Annotated in this window: 17 protein-coding genes; 5 read left to right on the forward strand and 12 right to left on the reverse strand. The window is 60.0% G+C overall.

Annotated elements, in window-relative coordinates:
* Nucleotides 1–56: 56 nt before the first annotated feature.
* The 3 genes from KW840_RS10060 to KW840_RS10070 form a co-directional block, all read right to left on the reverse strand.
* The gene (locus KW840_RS10060) at nucleotides 57–1,670 is read right to left on the reverse strand and encodes an NAD(P)/FAD-dependent oxidoreductase (RefSeq protein WP_090453539.1); all 1,614 of its coding nucleotides are present in this window, start codon (nucleotides 1,668–1,670) and stop codon (nucleotides 57–59) included.
* 95 nt (nucleotides 1,671–1,765) lie between these two features.
* Entirely contained in the window at nucleotides 1,766–2,434 is a 669-nt protein-coding gene (locus KW840_RS10065; protein ID WP_090453540.1) for a COG3650 family protein, read from the reverse strand.
* A gap of 110 nt (nucleotides 2,435–2,544) precedes the next feature.
* Entirely contained in the window at nucleotides 2,545–3,141 is a 597-nt protein-coding gene (locus tag KW840_RS10070) for a short chain dehydrogenase (RefSeq protein ID WP_218495060.1), read from the reverse strand.
* Between the two features lie 106 nt (nucleotides 3,142–3,247).
* Here KW840_RS10070 and KW840_RS10075 point away from each other — a divergent pair, with 106 nt between their 5' ends.
* Nucleotides 3,248–4,156, forward strand: coding sequence for a LysR family transcriptional regulator (locus KW840_RS10075; protein ID WP_218495061.1), 909 nt, complete (start codon nucleotides 3,248–3,250; stop codon nucleotides 4,154–4,156).
* A gap of 200 nt (nucleotides 4,157–4,356) precedes the next feature.
* On the opposite strand, the gene KW840_RS10080 is transcribed toward KW840_RS10075, so the two are convergent.
* The 5 genes from KW840_RS10080 to KW840_RS10100 form a co-directional block, all read right to left on the reverse strand.
* Complete coding sequence (locus KW840_RS10080) at nucleotides 4,357–5,058, reverse strand: ABC transporter ATP-binding protein (RefSeq protein WP_057716104.1); 702 nt, start codon at nucleotides 5,056–5,058, stop codon at nucleotides 4,357–4,359.
* Nucleotides 5,059–5,826: a high-affinity branched-chain amino acid ABC transporter ATP-binding protein LivG gene (gene livG, locus KW840_RS10085; protein WP_057716103.1), complete on the reverse strand. Its 768-nt coding sequence runs from the start codon at nucleotides 5,824–5,826 to the stop codon at nucleotides 5,059–5,061.
* Nucleotides 5,823–7,079: a high-affinity branched-chain amino acid ABC transporter permease LivM gene (locus KW840_RS10090; RefSeq protein WP_057716102.1), complete on the reverse strand. Its 1,257-nt coding sequence runs from the start codon at nucleotides 7,077–7,079 to the stop codon at nucleotides 5,823–5,825. The genes livG and KW840_RS10090 overlap by 4 nt, the downstream gene beginning before the upstream one ends.
* The gene (gene livH, locus KW840_RS10095; RefSeq protein ID WP_007947264.1) at nucleotides 7,076–7,999 is read right to left on the reverse strand and encodes a high-affinity branched-chain amino acid ABC transporter permease LivH; all 924 of its coding nucleotides are present in this window, start codon (nucleotides 7,997–7,999) and stop codon (nucleotides 7,076–7,078) included. The genes KW840_RS10090 and livH overlap by 4 nt, the downstream gene beginning before the upstream one ends.
* Nucleotides 8,000–8,232: 233 nt before the next feature.
* On the reverse strand, nucleotides 8,233–9,360 hold the full coding sequence (locus KW840_RS10100; RefSeq protein WP_046816661.1) for a branched-chain amino acid ABC transporter substrate-binding protein: 1,128 nt from the start codon (nucleotides 9,358–9,360) through the stop codon (nucleotides 8,233–8,235).
* 350 nt (nucleotides 9,361–9,710) lie between these two features.
* Between KW840_RS10100 and KW840_RS10105 the strand changes: the two genes are divergently transcribed.
* Complete coding sequence (locus tag KW840_RS10105) at nucleotides 9,711–10,016, forward strand: DUF2288 domain-containing protein (protein ID WP_008052913.1); 306 nt, start codon at nucleotides 9,711–9,713, stop codon at nucleotides 10,014–10,016.
* A 295-nt stretch (nucleotides 10,017–10,311) separates the two neighbouring features.
* Here KW840_RS10105 and KW840_RS10110 read toward each other — a convergent pair whose 3' ends face one another.
* Entirely contained in the window at nucleotides 10,312–12,507 is a 2,196-nt protein-coding gene (locus KW840_RS10110) for a hypothetical protein (protein ID WP_057716101.1), read from the reverse strand.
* A gap of 196 nt (nucleotides 12,508–12,703) precedes the next feature.
* Here KW840_RS10110 and KW840_RS10115 point away from each other — a divergent pair, with 196 nt between their 5' ends.
* Nucleotides 12,704–13,600 (forward strand): NAD(P)-dependent oxidoreductase, encoded by an 897-nt coding sequence (locus KW840_RS10115; RefSeq protein ID WP_090453546.1) that lies wholly within the window; start codon nucleotides 12,704–12,706, stop codon nucleotides 13,598–13,600.
* On the opposite strand, the gene KW840_RS10120 is transcribed toward KW840_RS10115, so the two are convergent.
* Entirely contained in the window at nucleotides 13,557–15,773 is a 2,217-nt protein-coding gene (locus tag KW840_RS10120) for a putative bifunctional diguanylate cyclase/phosphodiesterase (RefSeq protein WP_371318450.1), read from the reverse strand. The genes KW840_RS10115 and KW840_RS10120 overlap by 44 nt on opposite strands.
* Nucleotides 15,774–15,920: 147 nt before the next feature.
* The gene (locus KW840_RS10125) at nucleotides 15,921–16,286 is read right to left on the reverse strand and encodes a YkgJ family cysteine cluster protein (protein ID WP_046043993.1); all 366 of its coding nucleotides are present in this window, start codon (nucleotides 16,284–16,286) and stop codon (nucleotides 15,921–15,923) included.
* 267 nt (nucleotides 16,287–16,553) lie between these two features.
* Between KW840_RS10125 and KW840_RS10130 the strand changes: the two genes are divergently transcribed.
* On the forward strand, nucleotides 16,554–17,903 hold the full coding sequence (locus KW840_RS10130; protein WP_218495063.1) for an MFS transporter: 1,350 nt from the start codon (nucleotides 16,554–16,556) through the stop codon (nucleotides 17,901–17,903).
* 170 nt (nucleotides 17,904–18,073) lie between these two features.
* Here the strand turns inward: KW840_RS10130 and rapA are convergent, their stop codons facing one another.
* Complete coding sequence (rapA, locus tag KW840_RS10135; protein ID WP_218495064.1) at nucleotides 18,074–20,920, reverse strand: RNA polymerase-associated protein RapA; 2,847 nt, start codon at nucleotides 20,918–20,920, stop codon at nucleotides 18,074–18,076.
* Between the two features lie 217 nt (nucleotides 20,921–21,137).
* Here rapA and KW840_RS10140 point away from each other — a divergent pair, with 217 nt between their 5' ends.
* Nucleotides 21,138–21,479 carry a hypothetical protein gene (locus tag KW840_RS10140; protein ID WP_057716095.1) on the forward strand — a complete coding sequence of 114 codons (342 nt, stop codon included), beginning with the start codon at nucleotides 21,138–21,140 and terminating at the stop codon, nucleotides 21,477–21,479.
* The last annotated feature ends 94 nt before the right edge of the window (nucleotides 21,480–21,573 follow it).

Below are 21,573 nucleotides of genomic sequence, written 5' to 3' on the forward strand. Positions count from 1 at the left end.
GCTATCGCGAGCAAGCTCGCTCCCACAGGGTTTTGCATTATTTCCGGGATCGCGTATCAGGCTTCCAGGCCAAGGATATCCCGAGCCACAGCCTCGGCAATGCGAATCCCGTCAACACCCGCCGACAGAATCCCGCCCGCATAACCGGCCCCTTCACCGGCCGGGAACAAGCCCTTCACGTTCAGGCTCTGCAACGACTCGTTACGGGTAATGCGCAGCGGCGACGAAGTGCGGGTCTCGATCCCGGTCAGCACTGCGTCGTGCAGCGAGTAACCACGAATCTGCTTCTCGAATGCCGGCAAGGCTTCGCGAATTGCTTCGATGGCGAATGCCGGTAGTGCCAGCGCCAGATCACCCAGGGCAACGCCCGGCTTGTAGGACGGCTCGACGCTGCCCAGTTCGGTAGACGGTTTGCCCGCGATAAAATCGCCGACCAGTTGCGCCGGCGCTTCGTAGTTGCTGCCGCCCAGCACGAATGCGTGGGACTCCAGGCGTTCCTGCAGCTCGATACCGGCCAGCGGGCCGCCCGGATAATCGACTTCCGGCGTGATGCCGACGACGATGCCGGAGTTGGCATTGCGCTCGTTACGCGAGTACTGGCTCATGCCATTGGTGACCACGCGGTTTGGCTCGGAAGTCGCCGCCACCACGGTGCCGCCCGGGCACATGCAGAAGCTGTAGACCGAACGGCCGTTCTTGGCGTGGTGCACCAGCTTGTAGTCGGCGGCGCCCAGTTTCGGGTGGCCGGCGTACTTGCCCAGGCGCGCACGGTCGATCAGCGACTGCGGGTGCTCGATGCGGAAACCCACCGAGAACGGCTTGGCTTCCATGAACACGCCACGGCCGTGAAGCATGCGGAAGGTGTCGCGGGCGCTGTGGCCGAGGGCCAGGATCACGTGTTTCGAGTGGATCTGTTCGCCGCCATTGAGTTCGACGCCGACCAGTTGGCCATCTTCGATCAACACGTCGGTGACGCGCTGCTGGAAGCGCACTTCACCGCCCAGGGCGCGAATCTGCTCACGCATGTTTTCCACCACGCCGGTCAGACGGAACGTACCGATGTGCGGTTTGCTGACGTAGAGGATTTCTTCCGGAGCACCGGCCTTGACGAATTCGTGCAGGACTTTACGGCCGAGGAATTTCGGGTCCTTGATCTGGCTGTAGAGCTTGCCGTCGGAGAACGTCCCCGCGCCGCCTTCACCGAACTGCACGTTGGATTCCGGGTTGAGCACGCTTTTGCGCCACAGGCCCCAGGTGTCCTTGGTGCGCTGGCGTACTTCGGTGCCGCGTTCGAGGATGATCGGCTTGAAGCCCATTTGCGCCAGCAGCAGCCCGGCGAAAATCCCGCACGGGCCGAAGCCGACGACGATCGGCCGCACGCTCAGATCGGCCGGCGCCTGGCCGACTTCCTTGTAGCTGACATCCGGTGCCACGTTGACGTTACGGTCATCGGCAAACTTGTGCAGTACCGCCGCCTCATCGCGAACTTCAAGGTCGATGGTGTAGATGAAGCACAGTTCGGAGGACTTTTTGCGCGCATCGTAGCTGCGCTTGAACAAGGTGAAATCGAGCAGGTCATCGCTGGCAAGCCCTAAGCGCTGCACGATGGCAGGGCGCAGGTCTTCTTCGGGATGGTCGATCGGCAACTTGAGTTCGGTGATTCGTAACATGGCGGGATCCGGTTCGCGGGGCGCACAACTGCGCCAGGGCGTTTGAAACCCGCGATTATAAGCCTCAAAGGCGCAGGCCCGTGAGGCTTAAACGATCAGTCGTCGCGCGATCCGCCGAAATACCCGCAGCCGCGCTGTACCTGACCGTCGATGCGCAGCTCGGCGCTCATGTGCTGGATGCTGCCGGTGCTGCTGTCGACGCAACGTTGCGGTGCAACCCACAGTTCGATGTGCTGGTTGTTGGCTTCGGTGCTGAGGTTGAAACGGCCATCGCCCAGTTGCTCCTCGACGTAAGGCACGGCCAACGGCGGCTGGCCGGCCCGGTCGAGGACCATGCCTTTGCCGCTGACTTTCACGCTCCACTCCGGGGTGTGGCCGGCGGCGCGCAGGATCAGCAGCTTGAAATTCGGATCGTCGCACGCGGTGCCCGAGCGCTCGACGCGGTACAACTGCTCCAGATCGAGCTGGCCGTCACCACCGCCGCCGGCCACAACCCGCCCGCGCACGTCGGCAAACAGCTTGCCCTGCTTGTCCGCCAGGTTTGCGGCCTGCTGCAGGACGCTGGTACCGCCCGTGTCGTTGACCACGTAGCGGTTTGTCTGGTTGCACGGCTGGAACAGCAGTTTGCCGTCCGCCGCGGTCAACTGGCCTTGCATGCGTGTCTGGCCGACATGGGAGGCGTTCTGCCGCTCACCCTCGAACAACTGGCAAGCGGCGAACAGCGGAAGCAGGGCAACGAGGACTAAGGAACGGGCAACACGCATCTTGGGGTCTCCTGACAGGTGCCGCCACGTTACTCAGCCTGACCGTTCATCACAACCGGTTATCGTCTCCACTTTGTATTGGCGCGGACGCAGGTTGCGATTTTTCATCTTCAGATGTGAAAGGTCTGACCCGTTTGCAGGCCTTCCACACTCTTGGCGTAGGCCAAGGCCACATCCGCCGCAGGAACCGGCTTGAAGCCACGGAAGTACGGCGCGTATTTGCCCATGGCTTCGACCAGGACGTTCGGGCTGATCGAATTCACCCGCAGGCCGCGCGGTAGCTCGATGGCGGCGGCGCGGACAAAGCTGTCCAGTGCACCGTTGACCAGCGCCGCCGAGGCGCCACTGCGAATCGGGTCGTGGCTGAGCACGCCGGTGGTGAAGGTGAACGAAGCGCCGTCATTGGCGAAGTCGCGGCCGATCAGCAGCAAATTGACCTGGCCCATGAGCTTGTCTTTCAGGCCCAGGGCAAAGCTCTCTTCGGTCATCTCGTTGAGCGGTGCGAAGGTCACGTTACCGGCCGCGCACACCAGTGCATCGAATTTGCCGGTCTGCTCGAACAGCTTGCGAATCGAGGTGCTGTCACTGATGTCCACCTGAAAGTCGCCGCTGGTGCGACCGATGCGGATGATTTCGTGGCGTTGCGACAGTTCCTTGTCGACTGCCGAACCGATGGTGCCGCCTGCGCCGATCAAAAGAATTTTCATGGGAGCTGATCCTCGTATGGGTTGAACGAGGTTTCAGTTTAGGGTGGTTTTTTCTCCGGATAAGCGCACTAATAGGCAACCTTTGGTTTTCAAATGGAAACAATCCATGAGCGAGATGGATGACCTGGCGGCGTTCGCGGTGTTGATCGAGGCGGGGAGTTTTACCCTGGCGGCGCAGCAGCTTGGTTGCAGCAAAGGCCAGCTGTCCAAGCGCATCAGCCAGTTGGAAGCGCAGTTTTCCGTGGTGTTGTTGCAACGTACCACCCGCCGCTTGAGCCTGACGGCCGCCGGTGCTGCGTTGTTGCCCCAGGCCCAGGCGCTGGTGGTGCAAGTCGAGCGGGCGCGCCAGGCCCTGGCGCGCCTGAAGGACGACATGGCCGGCCCGGTGCGGATGACGGTGCCGGTGTCGCTCGGGGAAACCTTCTTCGATGGCCTGTTGCTGGAGTTCTCGGCCAGGTATCCCCAGGTGCAGATCGAGCTGGAGCTCAACAACAGCTACCGCGACCTGTCTCGCGACGGCTTCGATCTGGCGATTCGTTCCGACGTGGCCATTGACCAGCGACTGGTGGCGCGTCCACTGCTGGCGTGGCAAGAACTGACCTGTGCCAGCCCGGCTTATCTGGAGCAATACGGTGAACCGCAAACCCCCCAGGCGCTGGCCGAGCATCGCTGCCTGCTCAACAGTCATTACAGCGGCCGCGAAGAGTGGCTGTATCACCAGCAGCACGAGTTGTTGCGGGTGCGAGTGTCGGGGCCGTTCGCCAGCAACCACTACAACCTGTTGAAGAAAGCCGCACTGGTCGGCGCCGGTATTGCGCGCCTGCCATCCTACTGTTTGCCAACAGAGCTGGCGGACGGGCGCTTGCGATGGCTGCTGCGCGATTATCAGACCCGCAGCATGCCGATGTATCTGGTGCATCCATATCAGGGTGGTTTGCCCAAGCGCACGCAGGTACTGGCGGATTATCTGATCGGGTGGTTCAAGCGCAGTGGGGAGGTGTTGGATCGGTTGTAAGTCTTCACACGCATGTCCTGTAGGAGCGAGCCTGCTCGCGATGGACGTTAACGATGACGAGGGCTGTCTGAATGAACGCGGCGCCCTCCAGTTCTTCGCGAGCAAGCTCGCTCCTACAGAAGAGGGTTTGCGTAGTCAGGGAGGTTGGCAGACATAAAAAAACGGCCCGCAAAGGCCGTTTTTTTGTTTACCGATAAGGCTTAGCCGCCCAAGTACGCATCACGCACTTTCGGGTCGGTCAGCAGCGCTTCACCGGTGCCTGTCATCACCACCCGGCCGTTCTCCAGAACGTAGGCTCGGTCAGCGATCTTCAGCGCCTGGTTGGCGTTCTGCTCGACCAGGAACACTGTCACACCGTCCTTGCGCAGCTGTTCGATGATGTCGAAGATCTGCTGGATGATGATCGGTGCCAGGCCCAGCGATGGCTCGTCGAGCAGCAACAGCTTGGGCTTGCTCATCAGCGCACGGCCGATGGCGAGCATTTGCTGTTCGCCGCCGGACATGGTGCCGCCGCGCTGGTTGAAGCGTTCTTTCAGGCGTGGGAAAAGTCCGAGAACCTTGTCCATCTGTTCCTGATAGTCGCCCTTGGCGGTGAAGAAACCCCCCATGGACAGGTTTTCTTCAACGGTCAGTCGGGAAAACACCCGACGACCTTCCGGCACCACGGCGATGCTCTTGCGCATGATCTGCGAAGAGTCCTGGCCGACCAGTTCCTCACCCATGTAGCGGATGCTGCCGCTGTGGGCGCGCGGCGAACCGCAAAGCGTCATCAGCAGCGTGGACTTGCCGGCACCGTTGGCACCGATCAGGGTCACGATCTCGCCCTGGCGGACTTCGACGTTGACGCTGTGCAGGGCCTGGATCTTGCCATAGAAGGTGGAAACGTTTTCGAACTGCAGCATTTACGCTTCCCCCAGGTAGGCTTTGATCACTTCAGGATTGTCGCGGATCTGTTCCGGCGTGCCGTTGGCCAGGGGCGTGCCCTGGTTGATCACGACAATGTGGTCGGAAATGCTCATGACCAGCTTCATGTCGTGTTCGATCAGCAGCACGGTGACGTTGTGCTCTTCACGCAGCATGCTGATCAGCGCCTTGAGGTCCTCGGTTTCCTTCGGGTTCAGGCCGGCAGCCGGTTCGTCGAGCATGAGGATCCGCGGGCGGGTCATCATGCAACGGGCGATTTCCAGACGACGTTGCTGACCGTAGGCCAGGGTGCCGGCCGGACGGTTGGCGAACTCCTTGAGATTGACCTTTTCCAGCCAGAATTCGGCGAAATCCATGGCCTCGCGCTCGCTCTTGCGGAACGACGGGGTCTTGAACAGGCCGGACAGGAAGTTGGTGTTCAGGTGACGATGCTGGGCGATCAAGAGGTTCTCGACCGCCGTCATGTCCTTGAACAACCGCACGTTCTGGAAGGTGCGCACCACGCCTTTGAGGGCAATCTTGTGGCCCGGCAGGCCTTCGATCGCTTCGCCGTCGAGCAGGATGCTGCCGCCACTCGGCTTGTAGAAGCCGGTCAGGCAGTTGAACACGGTGGTCTTGCCGGCGCCGTTGGGGCCGATCAGCGCAACCACTTGTTTCTCTTTCACGCTCAAGGCTACGCCGTTGACCGCCAGCAAGCCGCCGAAGCGCATGCTCAGGTTTTCTACTTTAAGGATCTCGCGGCTCATTTGCGCAGCTCCATGTGAGGACGTTGCATGGGCAGCAGACCCTGAGGGCGCCAGATCATCATCAGTACCATCAAGGCACCGAACATCAACATGCGGTACTCACTGAACTCACGCATCATTTCCGGCAGCAGGATCATCACCACGGCAGCGAGGATCACGCCCAGCTGCGAGCCCATGCCACCCAGCACCACGATGGCGAGGATGATCGCCGACTCGATGAAGGTGAAGGACTCCGGCGTCACCAGACCCTGACGGGCAGCGAAGAAGCTACCGGCGAAACCGGCGAAGCTCGCACCCAGGGTGAAGGCCGACAGTTTGATGACGGTCGGGTTCAGGCCCAGGGCACGGCAGGCGATTTCGTCTTCACGCAACGCTTCCCAGGCGCGGCCCAGGGGCATGCGCAGCAAACGGTTGATGACGAACAGCGCACCCAGGGCAAGCAACAGCGCAACCAGGTAGAGGAAGATCACCTTGTTGATCGAGTTGTATTCCAGGCCGAAATACTCATGGAAGGTTTGCAGGCCTTCCGCGGCTTTTCGTTCGAAGGTCAGGCCGAAGAACGTTGGCTTCTCGATGTTGCTGATACCGTTCGGACCGCCAGTGAGGCCGGTCAGGTTACGCAGGAACAGACGAATGATTTCACCGAAGCCCAAGGTCACGATCGCCAGGTAGTCACCACGCAAACGCAGCACCGGGAAACCGAGCAGGAAGCCGAAGGTGGCCGCCATCAGGCCGGCGATCGGCAGGCAGATCCAGAAGCTCAGGCCGTAGTAGTGCGACAGCAGCGCGTAGCTGTAGGCGCCGACGGCATAGAAACCGACGTAACCGAGGTCGAGCAGACCGGCCAGGCCGACCACGATGTTCAGGCCGAGGCCGAGCATCACGTAGATCAGCACCAGCGTAGCGATATCGACCGCACCGCGAGAGCCGAAGAACGGCCAGACCAGGGCACCGGCGATCAGCGCGATGATGATCCAGCGCTGAGTGGTCGGCAGGGTCAGGAAGTTGCTGGCCTTGGCCGGGATCAGCGGCATGCTCGGCGAAGAGCGCCAGGCCGAGCTGATCTGCTGGTCGAACAGCACACGCAGGAACATCAGCACCGAGCACACCGCGATGGTGATCAGGGTGGCGTCGCTGGTGCCATGAACTTCGAGGTTGATGCCGACGATGGTCAGCTTCAGACCGAGTACCGGGTAGGCCACGGCCCACACCAGCAAAGCGCTGAACAGCGCCTGTTTAAGATTCCTAGTCATACCTTCTCAACCTCCGGACGGCCCAGCAGGCCGGTTGGCCGGAACAACAGCACCAGAACCAGCAGGCCGAACGCCACGACGTCCTTGTACTGGTCGCCGAAGATATCGGCACCAAAGGCTTCCGCCACACCCAGTACCAGCCCGCCGAGCATGGCGCCCGGAATACTGCCGATACCGCCCAGTACCGCGGCGGTGAAGGCCTTGAGGCCGACGAGGAAACCGGCGTTCGGGTTGATCACGCCGTATTGCATGCTCAGCAGCACGGCGGCGATGGCTGCCAGAGCCGCACCGATGACGAAGGTCAGGGCGATGATGTTGTTGGTGTTGATACCCAGCAGGTTGGCCATCTTGATGTCTTCGGCACAGGCACGGCAGGCGCGGCCCAGGCGAGAGCGGGAGATGAACAGGGTCAGGCCGAGCATGGCGACGAGAGTCACCACGAACACCACGATTTGCATGTAGGAAATCAGCACTTCATGTGCGCCACCTGGCCCAAAGGCAAAGTTGCCCGGAATCAGGTTGGGGATGGATTTGTCCTTGGAGTCTTGCGCCAGCAGAACGGTGTTCTGCAGGAAGATCGACATGCCGATGGCGGAGATCAGCGGGATCAGACGGTTGCTGCCGCGCAAGGGGCGGTAGGCGATCCGTTCGATGCTGTAGCCGTAGGCACTGGTTACAACGATGGTTGCGAGAAAAGCGGCGGTCATCAACAGCGGCACGCTGTCGAGTCCCAGCATGGCCAGCCCGGCGATGGCGATGAACGCCACGTAGGAGCCAATCATGTACACCTCGCCGTGGGCGAAGTTGATCATTCCAATGATGCCGTAGACCATCGTATAGCCGATGGCGATCAGGGCATACGTGCTGCCAATGGTCAGGCCATTAACCAGCTGTTGGAAGAAGTGATAGATGTCAGGCATTACAGCGCTCCTAAAAACCTGATACGCATTTCACTGGTGGAGTCATTTTCCCGCCCGAGCCCCGTGGATCTGCATCCACTTCGAATTCGGGGTTTGCCAGCGAACCGCTGATGACGGTTTTGAGATTTTCAGGTGGGGAGACTGGCGGATCACGCCAGCGCGGCCCAGATACGTTCGTAAAACAAAGCCCACGGCACGCCGTGGGCTTTATTGGCAGTCAGTCTGGCAACGCCTTACTGAGGCTTGGCTTCAGTTTTTGGTTTGCCGAAGTGCCACTCGTAAACCACGAATTTGAAGTCTTTCAGGTCGCCTTTCTCGTCGAAGCTCAGGTCGCCGGTAGGCGTCTTGAAGGTGCCGGCGTGGATGGCTTCAGCCACTTTGGCGGAGTCTTCGGACTTGGCAGCCTTGATGCCGTCGGCGATCACGGTCACAGCCGAGTAGGCCGGGAACACGAACGGACCGCTTGGATCTTCTTTCTTGGCTTTGAACGCATCAGCCAGGGCAACGTTGGCCGGATCCTGGTCGAAGGATTTCGGCAGGGTCACCAGCAGGCCTTCGGAAGCGTCCTTGGCGATCTGCGAAATGGAGTCGTTACCCACGCCTTCCGGACCCATGAACTTGGCTTTCAGGCCTTTTTCCGCAGACTGACGCAGGATCAGGCCCAGCTCCGGGTGGTAGCCGCCGTAGTAGACGAAGTCGACGTTGGCTTGCTTGAGCTTGGCGATCATCGAGGAGAAGTCTTTGTCGCCGGCGTTGACGCCTTCGAACACGGCAACCTTGACGCCTTTGCCTTCCAGGGTTTTCTTCACGGCAGAGGCGATGCCTTCACCGTATTGCTGTTTGTCGTGCAGAACAGCAACGATCTTCGGTTTTACGAAGTCGGCAATGTAGTTACCGGCGGCAGGGCCCTGGGCGCTGTCCAGACCGATGGTGCGGAACACCATTTTGTAACCACGGGCGGTGATGTCCGGGCTGGTGGCAGCCGGGGTGATCATGATCACGCCTTCGTCTTCGTAGATGTCCGAAGCCGGTTGAGTGGAGCTGGAGCACAAGTGACCGACTACGAACTTGACGCCGTCGTTGACGACCTTGTTCGCGACTGCCACAGCTTGTTTCGGATCACACGCGTCATCGTATTCAACGGCTTCGAGTTTCTTGCCGTCCACGCCGCCCTTGGCGTTGATTTGCTCGATGGCCATTTTGGCGCCACTGAACTGCATGTCGCCGTATTGGGCTACAGGGCCGGTCTTAGGGCCGGCGATGCCGATCTTGATGGTGTCAGCTGCGAACGAATGGCTGGCAACCCCGGCCAGAACCATAGCGGCAAACAGTTTGGAAATCTGCTTAGTAGCCTTAGTCATAGTGCTCCACTCTTACTGTTGTAGTTTTTATAGTCCTGGCGCCGAAAGCAGCAGAACCGGGTCGGATATCTGCGACATTCCCCGGAAAAGTCCCTCGGCAACTGTACCGGTACAGTGTAGAGCGCCGATTGTCAGCCTGGGAAGGCAGCGCCGGGGGACAAAACCTGCAAGTGTCGCTTTATTGAAAGTAAAAGACAGAATTGCGGCGGGGTGTTGAGGGGCTTATAGCCGTATTCAGTGCATTCCCTGGCTTTCCTGCGCTTTTCATTTCGGTCACTCAATTGCATCCGGGTTTTTCTGCCAGTCCACCGACGTTATCATTCGCGTCGATTTCTTTTCCGGACAGTCCCATGAATCAAGAACCTAGCACCCTCTATGCCAAGCTGCTTGGTGAAACCGCATCTATTACCTGGAAAGAGCTGGAGCCGTTCTTCGCCAAGGGTGCCCTATTGTGGGTCGATCCTGGCCTGGATCTGATCGCCGCCGCCGAGGCCGTTGCCCAGGATGAAGGGGAGAAAGTGGCTGCCTGGCTGGCCGCCGACAAGCTCGGCAAGCTCTCTGAAACGCGGGCGCTGGATCTTTTTGAACGTGATCCACAGCTGTGGGCCGTGGTTGTTTCGCCGTGGATTCTGATCCAGGAAAGGGCGCAGGCTTAAAAGGTTGCACCTGATTGGTGCGTTCATTTCTGAGGGAAAAGTGTGTAGCCGAGTAGCGTGATGGCATGTTGCCGTAGAGAAAGGCCACAGCCTCACGGTGACGTAAACGTAACGGGAACAGTTGGGAGGGCAACTGAACGTCTGCTCAATTGTTTCTGAATGTTGATTTGCAGTAATTCAAGGCCGCCATCGCGAGCAAGCTCGCTCCCACAGGGATCGCATTCTTTCAAATAGAACGCGGTCAACTGTGGGAGCGAGCTTGCTCGCGATAGGGACGGTGAGTTTTCGCGTCTTGTTAAGCCGTTTTGCCCGTATGGTTATTCAACGAAATAACCTTGGTCTTGCCGATGCGGTGACGGTAGATCTCGCGCAGGTACTTGATCGATTTCTTCACGCAATCCCGGGACAGGCGGATGTCGTTGATCGAGACGAACTTGTCCTTGTCGTTGATCAGCTCACGGTACTTCTTCTCGTACATCGGCTTGATCGCGTACCAGTTGGTATCGAGGATCTTCGCCGGGTTCTCGAATTCGTTGAGTAGTTCGTCAATCCGGTCTTCATCGAACTGTTCGTTGATGATGAAGTCCAGGATCGAGTTGTCCAGGGTCTCGTCGAAGCGGTACGGGTTTTTCGCGAAGCAGCGCTTGATGAAGGCCACGATCAGCGTCAGGAAATCGTCCGACAGGCACGGGCTCTTGGCGATCAGGGTGGTCAGCGACAGGTTGGCCGAAGCACCGATCACCAGCGCGTAGCGCTTGAGCGTGGTGTTGGGGAACAGGCTGTTGAGATGAGTCTTCAACCGGTTCAAATCCATGTAGGACAGTTTGTAGTCCTTCGGCAACGAAACGATCGACACCACCGACGAGCAATTCTTGAAGAAGTGCAGGTCATGCAGGGCCGCCGCGTCGTAACCCGAGTTCTTGTACTGCTCCAGTGACGCGCGATAGCGCTTGGACTCGATCGGCAACAGGCTAATGCCCTCGATGGCCTGGGTGACCTTGTTGAAGTGCGGCAGGTCGATCGAGCGGAAGAACAGGTCGTCGATGTTCAGGCGTTGCGGCTCTTTCTCGAACACCTTGAATTTGTCGCTGCTCGGTGCCGGGGTTTCCGGTACCACGGACTCGGCGTAGGCAATCGCCACCGGGCCGGCCAGGCTCATGAACAGGTCGTTGGCGTCCAGGCGGATGGTTTCGCCGATGTCGATGCCGGCACGACGGAAATAGTTCTGGTCGTAGTCGGTGGTCACCGCCTGGGCCGTCAGAATGTTGAAGATCTGCTGCGAGATGTATTGGTTGGCATGCTTTTCCATGGCATTGACATCAATGTTCTGGATATTGCCGTCATCGTTCTCTTCGGCGTAACGCATGATGTCGTTGGAGATCAGCATCATCGCGTTCCATGGGCGGATGCGGCCCATGACGCTGGCTTCGCTGCTGTCTTCGTTGGCGAAGTTGTAGGAGAAGTCCCACTCTTCCGACAGGTATTTGCACAACAGGCGACCGGCGTTGATGTGCAGCGCCTCGGACATTTCACTGCGGTGATCTGAAATGTTCGGCAGTACACAGATGCCACTGGTGAAGATCGGTTCGAAGACGAAGGAGTGGCCGCTCTTGCTGTCGTGCTCGTCCATCGGCTTGGTGTCGAACGTCTTGTTCATGTACGAGTGCTGCTGAGCCAGGCCGAACTCCGAGGCCATGCCCGAGCCGGTACCGCCACCGGCACTGAAGATCGAGAAATACAGGCGCGACTGGTTGGCCTTGATGCCGCAGCTGTCGATCAGGTACGAGTGAATCATTTTCCAGTCGGGGCTGGAGAAGCGCTGGGTGTCCTTGTTCAGGATGATCTTGGCCAGGTACTGGCCGAGGATCGGCGCGTTACCGGCGCCACCGGCGTGGACTTCCGACAGGTCCATGATCTTCATCTTGCTGTAGTCGCGCAGAAAGCCGCTTTTTTCACCCTTGCGCGAGAAACGGATGCGCCCGGCGATGTCCTTGTCCAGGTCGCCGAGCATCACCAGCGGCTCGACCAGAAACACCGGCTTGGTGTTTTTGTTCTGGCCCAGGCGCAGGTTGTTGCGGATCCACTGGGCCGGGCTGTAACCCTTTTCGGCAAAGCGCTTGTCCGGCGACAGGCGATCTTCGTTATTGAATTCATTGAGGTAGAACTTGCGGGCGTTGTACACCAGTTCCGCCACGTCCAGCGCAATGTTCGAGCCACAGCGGCCCAGGCCGATCAGGCATACCGACGGGAACTCCTGATCGCTGTGCTGTTCGCTGTCGCCTTCCAGGTGCGGTGCGCGAGGGAACACCATGTCGCGCAGGCCGTCGAGGTTGTCGAGGATGCGGTCGGTGTTGGTTTCGGTGAAGTACAGGTATTGCTGGGTAGCCAACGGGCGCGATTGAATCAATGGCTTAGGTGATGACGGGCTGTTGGCCGCGGGGCTCAACGTCAGATCGGTTACCGCAGTGGCCGGGTTGTTTTTAGAAGTCATAGTTCGCCATCTACCTGGGCTGATTGGTTGGCCGACTCACTGTCGTCGAACCGTCACGGAATACAATCGCGTCTTTTTTCAGCGCGTATTTGGACCATGCCTTGGTCTTTAGCCTGAGCATTGCTCGGAGTGAATCCTTTCCTGAGTCATGATGAATCGGCCAATATTCGGTGATCTTTAATCAAGAAGAGGCAAAATGATGTCAACGCTACCTTCGCTAGGGTTTGCCGGGATCGGCCTGATGGGGCTGCCTATGTGCCGGCGCCTGCTGGCCGCGGGTTATCCGCTGGCGGTATGGAATCGCAATCCGGACAAGTGCAAGCCGCTGGTGGAGGCCGGCGCGCGCCAGGTCGCCAGCCCGGCTGAACTGTGCCAGCACGCTGATGTGGTGATGCTGTGCCTGGCCGATACCTCGGTCGTACGCGAGGTGGTGTTTGGTCCGGCAGGTGTTGTGGAGGGTGCCAAAAAAGGCCAGCTGCTGGTGGATTTCTCCAGCCTGGAGCCCAACGCTACGCGGGAAATGGCTGCAGAACTTGCCGCTAAAACCGGCATGGGCTGGCTCGATACGCCGGTGTCCGGTGGCGTGGTCGGTGCCGAGGCTGGAAGCCTGGCGATCATGGTCGGCGGTGAGCTACAGGATCTGGAGCGGGTCCGGCCTGTCCTGTTGAGCCTGGGGCAGCGTGTGACGCATATGGGCGGCGTCGGGGCCGGGCAGGTGACCAAGGCGTGCAATCAGATGATCGTCGCCTGCAATGCATTGGTGATTGCCGAAGTGGTGGCGCTGGCGGAACGTTCCGGGGTAGATGCAAGCCTGATCGCCGAAGCGCTGGCCGGCGGCTTTGCCGATTCGAAACCCTTGCAGATCCTGGCTCCGCAGATGGCGCAAAATCGATTCGAACCGGTCAAGTGGCACGTACGGACGTTACTCAAGGATCTGGATACAGCGGTGAAGTTTTCCCGTGAACAAGGCTCGGCGACACCGATCAGCGGTCTGGCCGCGCAGTTGATGCGCCTGCATGGGAGTCAGGGGTTTCTTGAAAAGGACCCGTCTACATTAGTACAGATGTACCGTGAACCAGGCTCAGCGTCGTGACGGTGTAGGCGTGCTTGCGCTGGTTGATTTCGTTCAGCACCGGATGCAGTTCGGCCAGTGGCACCGGCCGACTCAGCAGATAGCCCTGAACGAAGTCACAGCCATGGTCTTCCAGGAACTGGTATTGCTCGAAGGTTTCGACCCCTTCGGTGACCACTTGCAGGTGCAGGGTATGGGCCATGACGATAATCGCCTGGACGATTTCCATATCCTGGGTCGCCTTGGGAATGTCCTGGATGAACGAGCGGTCGATTTTCAGTGTGTTGAGCGGCAAGCGCTTGAGGTAGGCCAGGGATGAATAGCCGGTGCCGAAGTCATCGATCGACAGCGAAACGCCGAGGGCGCGTATCTGGCGCAGCAGCACCAGGGTGTCGGCGATATTGCCCATCAAGGCGTTTTCGGTGACCTCCAGTTCCAGACGGTGGGGCTCCACACCGGAGGCCCGCAATGCGTACTCGATTTCATCGGCCAGTTCTTCGCGCGCCAGGTTCAGGGGCGAGCAGTTCACGGCGATCTTCAGGTCTTCACAGCCTTGGCGCGACAACTCGCCCAGATCCTCGCAGGCCTTGCGCAGCACCCAGTTGTCCAGCTCGGCGATCAGGCCATTGGCTTCGGCGATGGCGATAAAACGATCCGGTACGAGGAAACCGTGGACCGGGTGTTGCCAGCGGATCAAGGCTTCGAGCTTGCTCACCTGACCGGTCTTGAGGTCATAGATGGGCTGGTAATAGAGCATCAGGCCGGTGTCTTCACGCAGGGCGTGGCGCAACTCTTCTTCCAGTTGCAGCTCGAGTGTGGCGCGGGTTTTCAGGTCTGCACTGAAAAAACTCAGCCCGTTCCGGCCGCCACCCTTGGACTGATACAGCGCCAGATCGGCGTTTTTCAACAGTTCCTCGCAGGTCTTGCCGTCTTCCGGAAACAGGCTGATGCCGATGCTGGTGGTCATGACCATGCGCCTGCCGGCCAACTCGATGGGCTCCTTCATTTTCAGCATGATGCGTTGGGCCATCTGCCGCGCTTCGTCACGATCACGCAGGTCGATGAGCAGGCAGAACTCGTCGCCGCCGAAGCGAGCGACCACATCCTCATGACTGCGAACAGAGCTCTTGATGTGCCCGGCAAGCACTTTGAGCAGTTCGTCACCGGCATCGTGGCCAAGGCTGTCGTTGATCCGCTTGAAATGGTCGATGTCCAGGAACATGACCGCCAGCATCCCGCCTTTGTTGGTTTTCTCGATGAGTTTTTCAGCGAAGACCTGGTTGAACCCGCGGCGGTTGATCAGGTTGGTCAGCGCATCGTAGTTCGCCAGCTGTTGCAGCGACATGCGCGCCTGGTCAAGTTGGCTTAACAGGGAGTTGACCCGTTGCAGGTCGTGGTCCTTGTGTTGCAGCTTCTTGTCCGCCAGTGCCGCGCTGATGCTGCTGCCGATGATCAGCAGGGTGATGACCGTCACGGTCAGCGCCAGTTGCAGATGGCGATGTTCGCCGGTTTGCGCTGGCAGGCTGTCGCTGGGCATCACCATGTTGAAGGCGGCCATGGCAGTGAGGTGCATACCGAGGATGCCCGCCCCGAGCACCAGGCTGGCGCCGAATTTGAAAAGCTGATGCAGCATGCCTGCACCGTCGCGCAGATACCATGCCAGCAACAAGGCGGCCAGCGCGGCACCGATCGCGATCGCGATGGAAAGGGCGAACAGGCCCGGATGGTAATAGACCGAGGCATTGGAGTGCATGGCCGTCATGCCCACGTAATGCATGGTCGCGATACCCAGGCCGATCCCGACCGATGACGTGAGGCACTGTCGAAAACTCAGCTCAGGAAGGCTGAGGGTACGCATCGCCAGCCATGCGGCGAACAGCGCGATGGTTAGCGAGAACACCGTGACAGGCAGTTGGTAGTGAAGATCGATAGGCGCCTGGAATGCCAGCATCCCGACGAAATGCATGGCCCAGATGCCGCCGGCCAGGCATCCGCTGCCCACCCAGCGCCAGAGCGTTTGGGACGCGGATTTTTCAGCGTGAGCAACCCGTTCGGCCATGTCCAGTGTCGCGAAACCGCCGACACAGGCGACCAGATAAGCCAGCAGCACCAGAAACGGGTCATGTGTGCAATTAAGTATGACCTGCCCAGTCTCTGGTAGCTCGGTAATGAAATGCAAACCAAGCCACTCCATAGCATGCCCCATCGTTAAGCTTCAGGTCGGCGCAAGGAGCGTCGGCGAATGTCGTGGAGTATAGAGGGCGTGGATGGAGCGCAAGCGGTAGTGGCACATTGATGCCAATTTTTTTGATATTAGCCTAATAGCGATTAGTGCTATGACTCAGGCGATTTGCTTCTGAGGCGTCTCGAACGCGGGTTGCAGGGCCGGCAAGCCGAAAGCGGCACGGGCCGCGTCGCAATCGGGATTTGCCAGGCCATCGACCCACGAAGCGTCGAACTCCCGACAAGTGCTGGAGCGTTTTTCGTAAATGGAGCACTGCACCGTACTGCCCACGTCTCCGACCAGGCTGGTGCAGCGCACGGGTTTGCAGCCGGTTCCGAGCATCGCGACCCGACTGGGGCTGATCTGCTCGACAAGCTCATCGGGTACCGTCCCCCCGGACGAGGCGCATTCACCCCAGAAAAATGACACGCGAAAATGAGAACAGCAGGCACCGCAATTCAGACACGGACTGGCTTCGGACATGGGCGATTATCTAAGGAGGAGTGGAGACACAGGGGGGAAACAAGGCCGCTATTCTAGGCTTCGCCAACGGCTTGGGAAGGGGGGCTGAAAGGTATTTTTCATCGGTCGGACGGACTGCGAAATACCCGTCCCGCGAAAGCTCCTACAGGTTGCGTCCCATGGGTTGGTATCAGCCTGGCGAATAATGAAAGACAGGCGCGGCCGGCCTGTCTAGATTGCAAAGTCCGGGGGCAGTGACGCCCCAAAAACAATAAAAGAGACGGACCCATGCAGAACTCGACCCAAGCGGCCAATGCCTGGCGCATTCTGTTCCTGTTGTTCCTGGCCAATCTGTTCAATTTTTTCGACCGCACCATCCCGGCCATCATCATCGAGCCCATTCGCATGGAATGGCACCTCAGTGACTTCCAGTTGGGGATCATCGGGACGGCATTCACCATCGTCTACGCCATTGCCGGCTTGCCGCTGGGGCGCATGGCCGATACCGGATCGCGCAGCAAGCTGATGGGTTGGGGGCTGGCGGTATGGAGCGGGTTGACCGCCGTCAACGGCATGGTGGGCAGTTTCTGGAGCTTCCTGATCGTGCGCATGGGCATCGGCATCGGCGAGGCCAGTTACGCGCCAGCCGCCAACTCGCTGATCGGCGACTTGTTTCCGGCGCACCGTCGGGCGCGGGCCATGGGGATCTTCATGCTGGGGCTGCCCTTGGGGCTGTTGCTGGCGTTCTTCACCATTGGCGCGATGGTCAAGGCCTTCGATAGCTGGCGCGCACCGTTCTTTATCGCGGCGGTGCCCGGGCTGATCCTGGCGGTCTTCATGTTTTTCATCAAGGAACCGAAGCGCGGCGCTGCCGAGAGCGTTCAGGTTTCGCAGGAAAAAATCGATCGGCCGATCCGTCGGGTATTGGCAGTGCCAACCTTCCTGTGGCTGGTGATGGCCGGCCTGTGTTTCAACTTCGCCACCTATGCTTGTAACTCGTTTCTGGTGCCGATGCTGCAACGCTACTTCCTCATGCCGTTGCAGGATGCCGCAGTGGCGACCGGGGTTATTGTCGGTGTGACCGGGCTGGTCGGCCTGACCCTCGGTGGCTGGATCGCGGACAAGATTCACCAGCGGATCGCCAACGGGCGGCTCCTGTTTGCCGCCTTCAGCCTGGTGATTTCGACGGTCTGCACCGCATGGGCGCTGCATTCCGGACGAATCGAGATCGGTGTGTTTGTTGCGGTATTCAGTATGGGCTGGCTGTTCGCCTACAACTTTTACACCTGCGTGTACACGGCGATTCAGGATGTGGTCGAGCCGCGGTTGCGGGCAACGGCGATGGCGCTGTTCTTTGCCGGGCTGTACCTGTTGGGCGGTGGCCTGGGGCCGGTGGTGGTCGGGGCATTGTCGGATCACTTCGCCCACACGGCGATGCTTGCGGCGGGCGCGGAGCAAATGACTGAGGCGTTTAAAGCGGTCGGCCTGCATGACGCGATGTACCTGATACCGGTGGCGTTGTTGCTCACCGTGGTGTTTCTGTTCCTGGCTTCGCGGTGTTTTGTGAGGGACGCCAAGCGGATGAAGGACGGGTTGGTGGTGGTGGTTGAGCCTGACAGTTCTGCGGTGACTGCTTAACCGCTATCGCGAGCAAGCTCGCTCCCACAGGTATCTCATAGGCACTGAAGATCCAATGTGGGAGCGAGCTTGCTCGCGATGAGGTCATCAGCAGCACTACTGAATTTGAAGTAAACAAAAAAGGCCCGCATCGCTGCGGGCCTTCTTTTCATAGCGGTGGAGGAGGGTTGTTAACCCGCCACCAGCACCCGAATCGCTTCCAGTCGCAGCGCAGCCTTGTCGAGCATGGCCAGGCCTTGCTCGCGTTGTTTGCGCAGGGCCACCAGTTCGCTGTCGCGCACGGTCGGGTTGACCGCTTGCAAGGCGGTCAGGCGCGCCAGTTCTTCGTCGGTATCGGCGGCCAGGCGACGCTGCGCCTCGGCGACACGTTCAGTGTGGCGCGGGAGGATCTTCGCTTCACCGGCGTTGATCCGTGGCGTCAGTTGGTCACGCTGGGCCTGGATGAACTTGTTGGCGCTGGCACGTGGCACGCTTTCAAGCTGGTCGTTCAAGGTTTCGAACGACACGCGGGCCGACAGGTCGTTGCCGTTGGTATCGAGCAGGCAGCGCAGGGCGGCCGGCGGCAGGTAACGACCCAGTTGCAGCGAGCGCGGGGCAACCACTTCGCTGACATAGAGCAGTTCCAGTAACACGGTGCCAGGTTTCAGCGCCTTGTTCTTGATCAGCGCCACGGCGGTGTTGCCCATGGAGCCGGACAGCACCAGGTCCATGCCGCCCTGAACCATCGGGTGCTCCCAGGTGATGAACTGCATGTCTTCGCGAGACAGCGCCTGGTTACGGTCGTAGGTGATGGTCACGCCTTCGTCGTCGCCCAGCGGGAAGCTGGCGTCGAGCATTTTTTCGCTCGGCTTGAGGATCAGCGCGTTTTCCGAATGGTCTTCGCTGTCGATGCCGAAGGCGTCGAACAGGGTTTCCATGTAGATCGGCAGGGCGAACTGATCGTCTTGCTCGAGGATGTCTTCAACCAGTGCATCACCTTCGCCAGCGCCACCGGAGTTGAGCTCCAGCAAACGGTCGCGGCCGGTGTGCAGCTCGGCTTCCAGACGTTCACGCTCGGTGCGGGCTTCGTCGATCAGCGTTTGCCACTCGCCATCGTCGGCTTCTTCGAGCAGCGGCAGCAGGCGCGGGCCGAACTGGTGCTGCAAGGCGTTGCCGGTCGGACAGGTGTTGAGGAACGCATTCAGTGCTTCGTGGTACCACTGGAACAGGCGCTCTTGCGGGCTGGTTTCCAGATACGGCACGTGCAGTTCGATGATGTGCTTCTGGCCGATCCGGTCCAGTCGACCGATACGTTGTTCCAGCAGGTCCGGGTGGGACGGCAGATCGAACAGCACCAGGTGATGGGAGAACTGGAAGTTGCGACCTTCACTGCCGATTTCCGAGCAGATCAGCACCTGCGCGCCGAATTCTTCGTCGGCGAAATAGGCGGCGGCGCGGTCACGCTCGAGGATGTTCATGCCCTCGTGGAACACCGTGGCCGGGATGCCGGAGCGCACGCGCAGGGCGTCTTCCAGGTCCATGGCGGTTTCGGCGTGGGCGCAGATCACCAGCACTTTGGTGCGCTTGAGCATCTTCAGTTGATCGATCAGCCATTCGACGCGCGGGTCGAATTTCCACCAGCGTTCTTCTTCACTGGCGTCCGGTTGGGCCTGGAAGCTGACTTCCGGGTACAGCTCGGCGTGATCGCCCAATGGCAGTTCGAGGTATTCGTCCGGGCACGGCAGCGGGTACGGGTGCAGCTTGCGCTCCGGGAAACCCTGCACGGCAGCGCGGGTGTTGCGGAACAGCACGCGGCCGGTGCCGTGGCGGTCGAGCAATTCACGCACCAGACGCGCGCTGGCTTCGGTGTCGCCATCGTTGACGGCGGCCAGCAGGGCTTCGCCTTCGTTGCCGAGGAAGCCGTGGATGGTCTTGTGGGCTTGCGGCGACAGGCGTCCCTTGTCCAGCAACTCCTGAACGGCTTCAGCCACCGGGCGATAGTTTTCGCTCTCGGCGCGGAAGGCTTGCAGGTCGTGGAAACGGTTCGGGTCGAGCAGACGCAGACGAGCGAAGTGGCTGTCCTGGCCCAGTTGTTCTGGGGTGGCAGTCAACAGCAGCACGCCGGGAATGGTCTCGGCGAGTTGCTCGACCAGGGAATACTCAGGGCTGACCTGATCTTCGTGCCACACCAGGTGGTGAGCCTCGTCGACCACCAGCAAGTCCCAGCCCGCCGCGAACAGCGCGTCCTGGGCTTTCTCGTCGTCCACCAGCCACTCAAGCGCGACCAGTGCGAGCTGGGTGTCTTCGAAAGGGTTGCTGGCATCGCTTTCGATGAAGCGTTCTTCGTCGAACAGCGCGACCTGCAGATTAAAGCGGCGGCGCATCTCGACCAGCCACTGGTGCTGCAGGTTTTCCGGAACCAGGATCAGCACGCGGTTGGCGCGGCCCGAGAGCAATTGGCGATGGATCACCAGGCCGGCTTCGATGGTTTTGCCCAGGCCTACTTCGTCGGCCAGCAGAACCCGTGGTGCGATACGGTCGGCGACTTCGCGGGCAATGTGCAACTGGTGCGCGATCGGTTGCGCACGTACGCCACCCAGACCCCAAAGGGAGGACTGCAACTGGCGACTGGTGTGTTCCAGTGTGTGGTAACGCAGGGAGAACCAGGCCAGCGGGTCGATCTGGCCGGCGAACAGACGGTCGCTGGCCAGGCGGAACTGGATGAAGTTCGATAGTTGGGTTTCCGGCAGGGTGACCACTTCGTTCTGCCCGTTGAGGCCGTGGTAAACCAGCAGGCCATCGACGTCGTCGACTTCGCGAACGGTCAGCTTCCAGCCTTCGAAGTGAGTGATGGAGTCACCGGGCGAAAACCGCACACGGGTGAGGGGCGCATTCCTTAGCGCGTACTGGCGAGTGTCGCCAGTGGCCGGATAGAGCACGGTCAACAAGCGGCCGTCCTGTGCCAGAACGGTGCCTAAACCCAGCTCGGCTTCGCTGTCACTGATCCAGCGTTGCCCCGGTTGATACTGCTGCGCCATGCTGCCTGACTCCCACCTGAAAAAGCGGGCTATCTTAACGGAATGAGGGCTTCAGGGCCAAAGGACTCTCAGAAAAACTCACAGTCATACGTTAGCCCACCTGTGCATGACGCGCCGCCCGGTGCACTAATGAGTGCCAAATGAGTCACAGTTTGCGACCGATGGCTCAAGTCGCCATCCCCGCAGCCGACAGCCTGCTGACAGGAGACTGAAAACCATGCTGCCACCGATGCTCCCCTTGAGTGCCGTGCCGATCACTTCACAGACCGACCCGATCCGTCAGCGTCCGGATATTCCTCCGGTGGTGCCGGTGCAGGAAAGCTCCAGTGAAAGCACGATCGACCTGCAAAAGCGCAACCCTGAGGAGGATGGACTGGTGCTGCGCGAGGAACAGCGCCGCAGGCAGGAGCAGGAACGACGTCGCCACGAAGCTGATAATGACCCGCAGGCTCACCTGGCGATTCCCGGGGATGAGCTCAATGCCGACAACACCGTGCCGGTGGCGCCGCTGATGGAAGATCAGCCGCGACAAGGGTTGTGGGTCGATATCGAGATTTGAGCACAGGCTGGTCAGCACGGCCGTCAGGCCGCATTATTGGCGCAGGGTTGCCGAACGCTACGGCGGCTTAAACTCATTTCAAGCGATGCACTGA

It is taken from the genome of Pseudomonas sp. PDM30 (assembly GCF_019218985.1).
GTDB classification, from domain to species: Bacteria; Pseudomonadota; Gammaproteobacteria; order Pseudomonadales; family Pseudomonadaceae; genus Aquipseudomonas; species Aquipseudomonas jessenii.

Bases quoted from the DNA above. Each gene is read 5' to 3' on its own strand.
- KW840_RS10060 (WP_090453539.1), bottom strand. From the start codon at position 1,670: ATGTTACGAATCACCGAACTCAAGTTGCCGATCGACCATCCCGAAGAA.
- KW840_RS10065 (WP_090453540.1), bottom strand. From the start codon at position 2,434: ATGCGTGTTGCCCGTTCCTTAGTCCTCGTTGCCCTGCTTCCGCTGTTC.
- KW840_RS10070 (WP_218495060.1), bottom strand. From the start codon at position 3,141: ATGAAAATTCTTTTGATCGGCGCAGGCGGCACCATCGGTTCGGCAGTC.
- KW840_RS10075 (WP_218495061.1), top strand. From the start codon at position 3,248: ATGAGCGAGATGGATGACCTGGCGGCGTTCGCGGTGTTGATCGAGGCG.
- KW840_RS10080 (WP_057716104.1), bottom strand. From the start codon at position 5,058: ATGCTGCAGTTCGAAAACGTTTCCACCTTCTATGGCAAGATCCAGGCC.
- livG (WP_057716103.1), bottom strand. From the start codon at position 5,826: ATGAGCCGCGAGATCCTTAAAGTAGAAAACCTGAGCATGCGCTTCGGC.
- KW840_RS10090 (WP_057716102.1), bottom strand. From the start codon at position 7,079: ATGACTAGGAATCTTAAACAGGCGCTGTTCAGCGCTTTGCTGGTGTGG.
- livH (WP_007947264.1), bottom strand. From the start codon at position 7,999: ATGCCTGACATCTATCACTTCTTCCAACAGCTGGTTAATGGCCTGACC.
- KW840_RS10100 (WP_046816661.1), bottom strand. From the start codon at position 9,360: ATGACTAAGGCTACTAAGCAGATTTCCAAACTGTTTGCCGCTATGGTT.
- KW840_RS10105 (WP_008052913.1), top strand. From the start codon at position 9,711: ATGAATCAAGAACCTAGCACCCTCTATGCCAAGCTGCTTGGTGAAACC.
- KW840_RS10110 (WP_057716101.1), bottom strand. From the start codon at position 12,507: ATGACTTCTAAAAACAACCCGGCCACTGCGGTAACCGATCTGACGTTG.
- KW840_RS10115 (WP_090453546.1), top strand. From the start codon at position 12,704: ATGATGTCAACGCTACCTTCGCTAGGGTTTGCCGGGATCGGCCTGATG.
- KW840_RS10120 (WP_371318450.1), bottom strand. From the start codon at position 15,773: ATGGAGTGGCTTGGTTTGCATTTCATTACCGAGCTACCAGAGACTGGG.
- KW840_RS10125 (WP_046043993.1), bottom strand. From the start codon at position 16,286: ATGTCCGAAGCCAGTCCGTGTCTGAATTGCGGTGCCTGCTGTTCTCAT.
- KW840_RS10130 (WP_218495063.1), top strand. From the start codon at position 16,554: ATGCAGAACTCGACCCAAGCGGCCAATGCCTGGCGCATTCTGTTCCTG.
- rapA (WP_218495064.1), bottom strand. From the start codon at position 20,920: ATGGCGCAGCAGTATCAACCGGGGCAACGCTGGATCAGTGACAGCGAA.
- KW840_RS10140 (WP_057716095.1), top strand. From the start codon at position 21,138: ATGCTGCCACCGATGCTCCCCTTGAGTGCCGTGCCGATCACTTCACAG.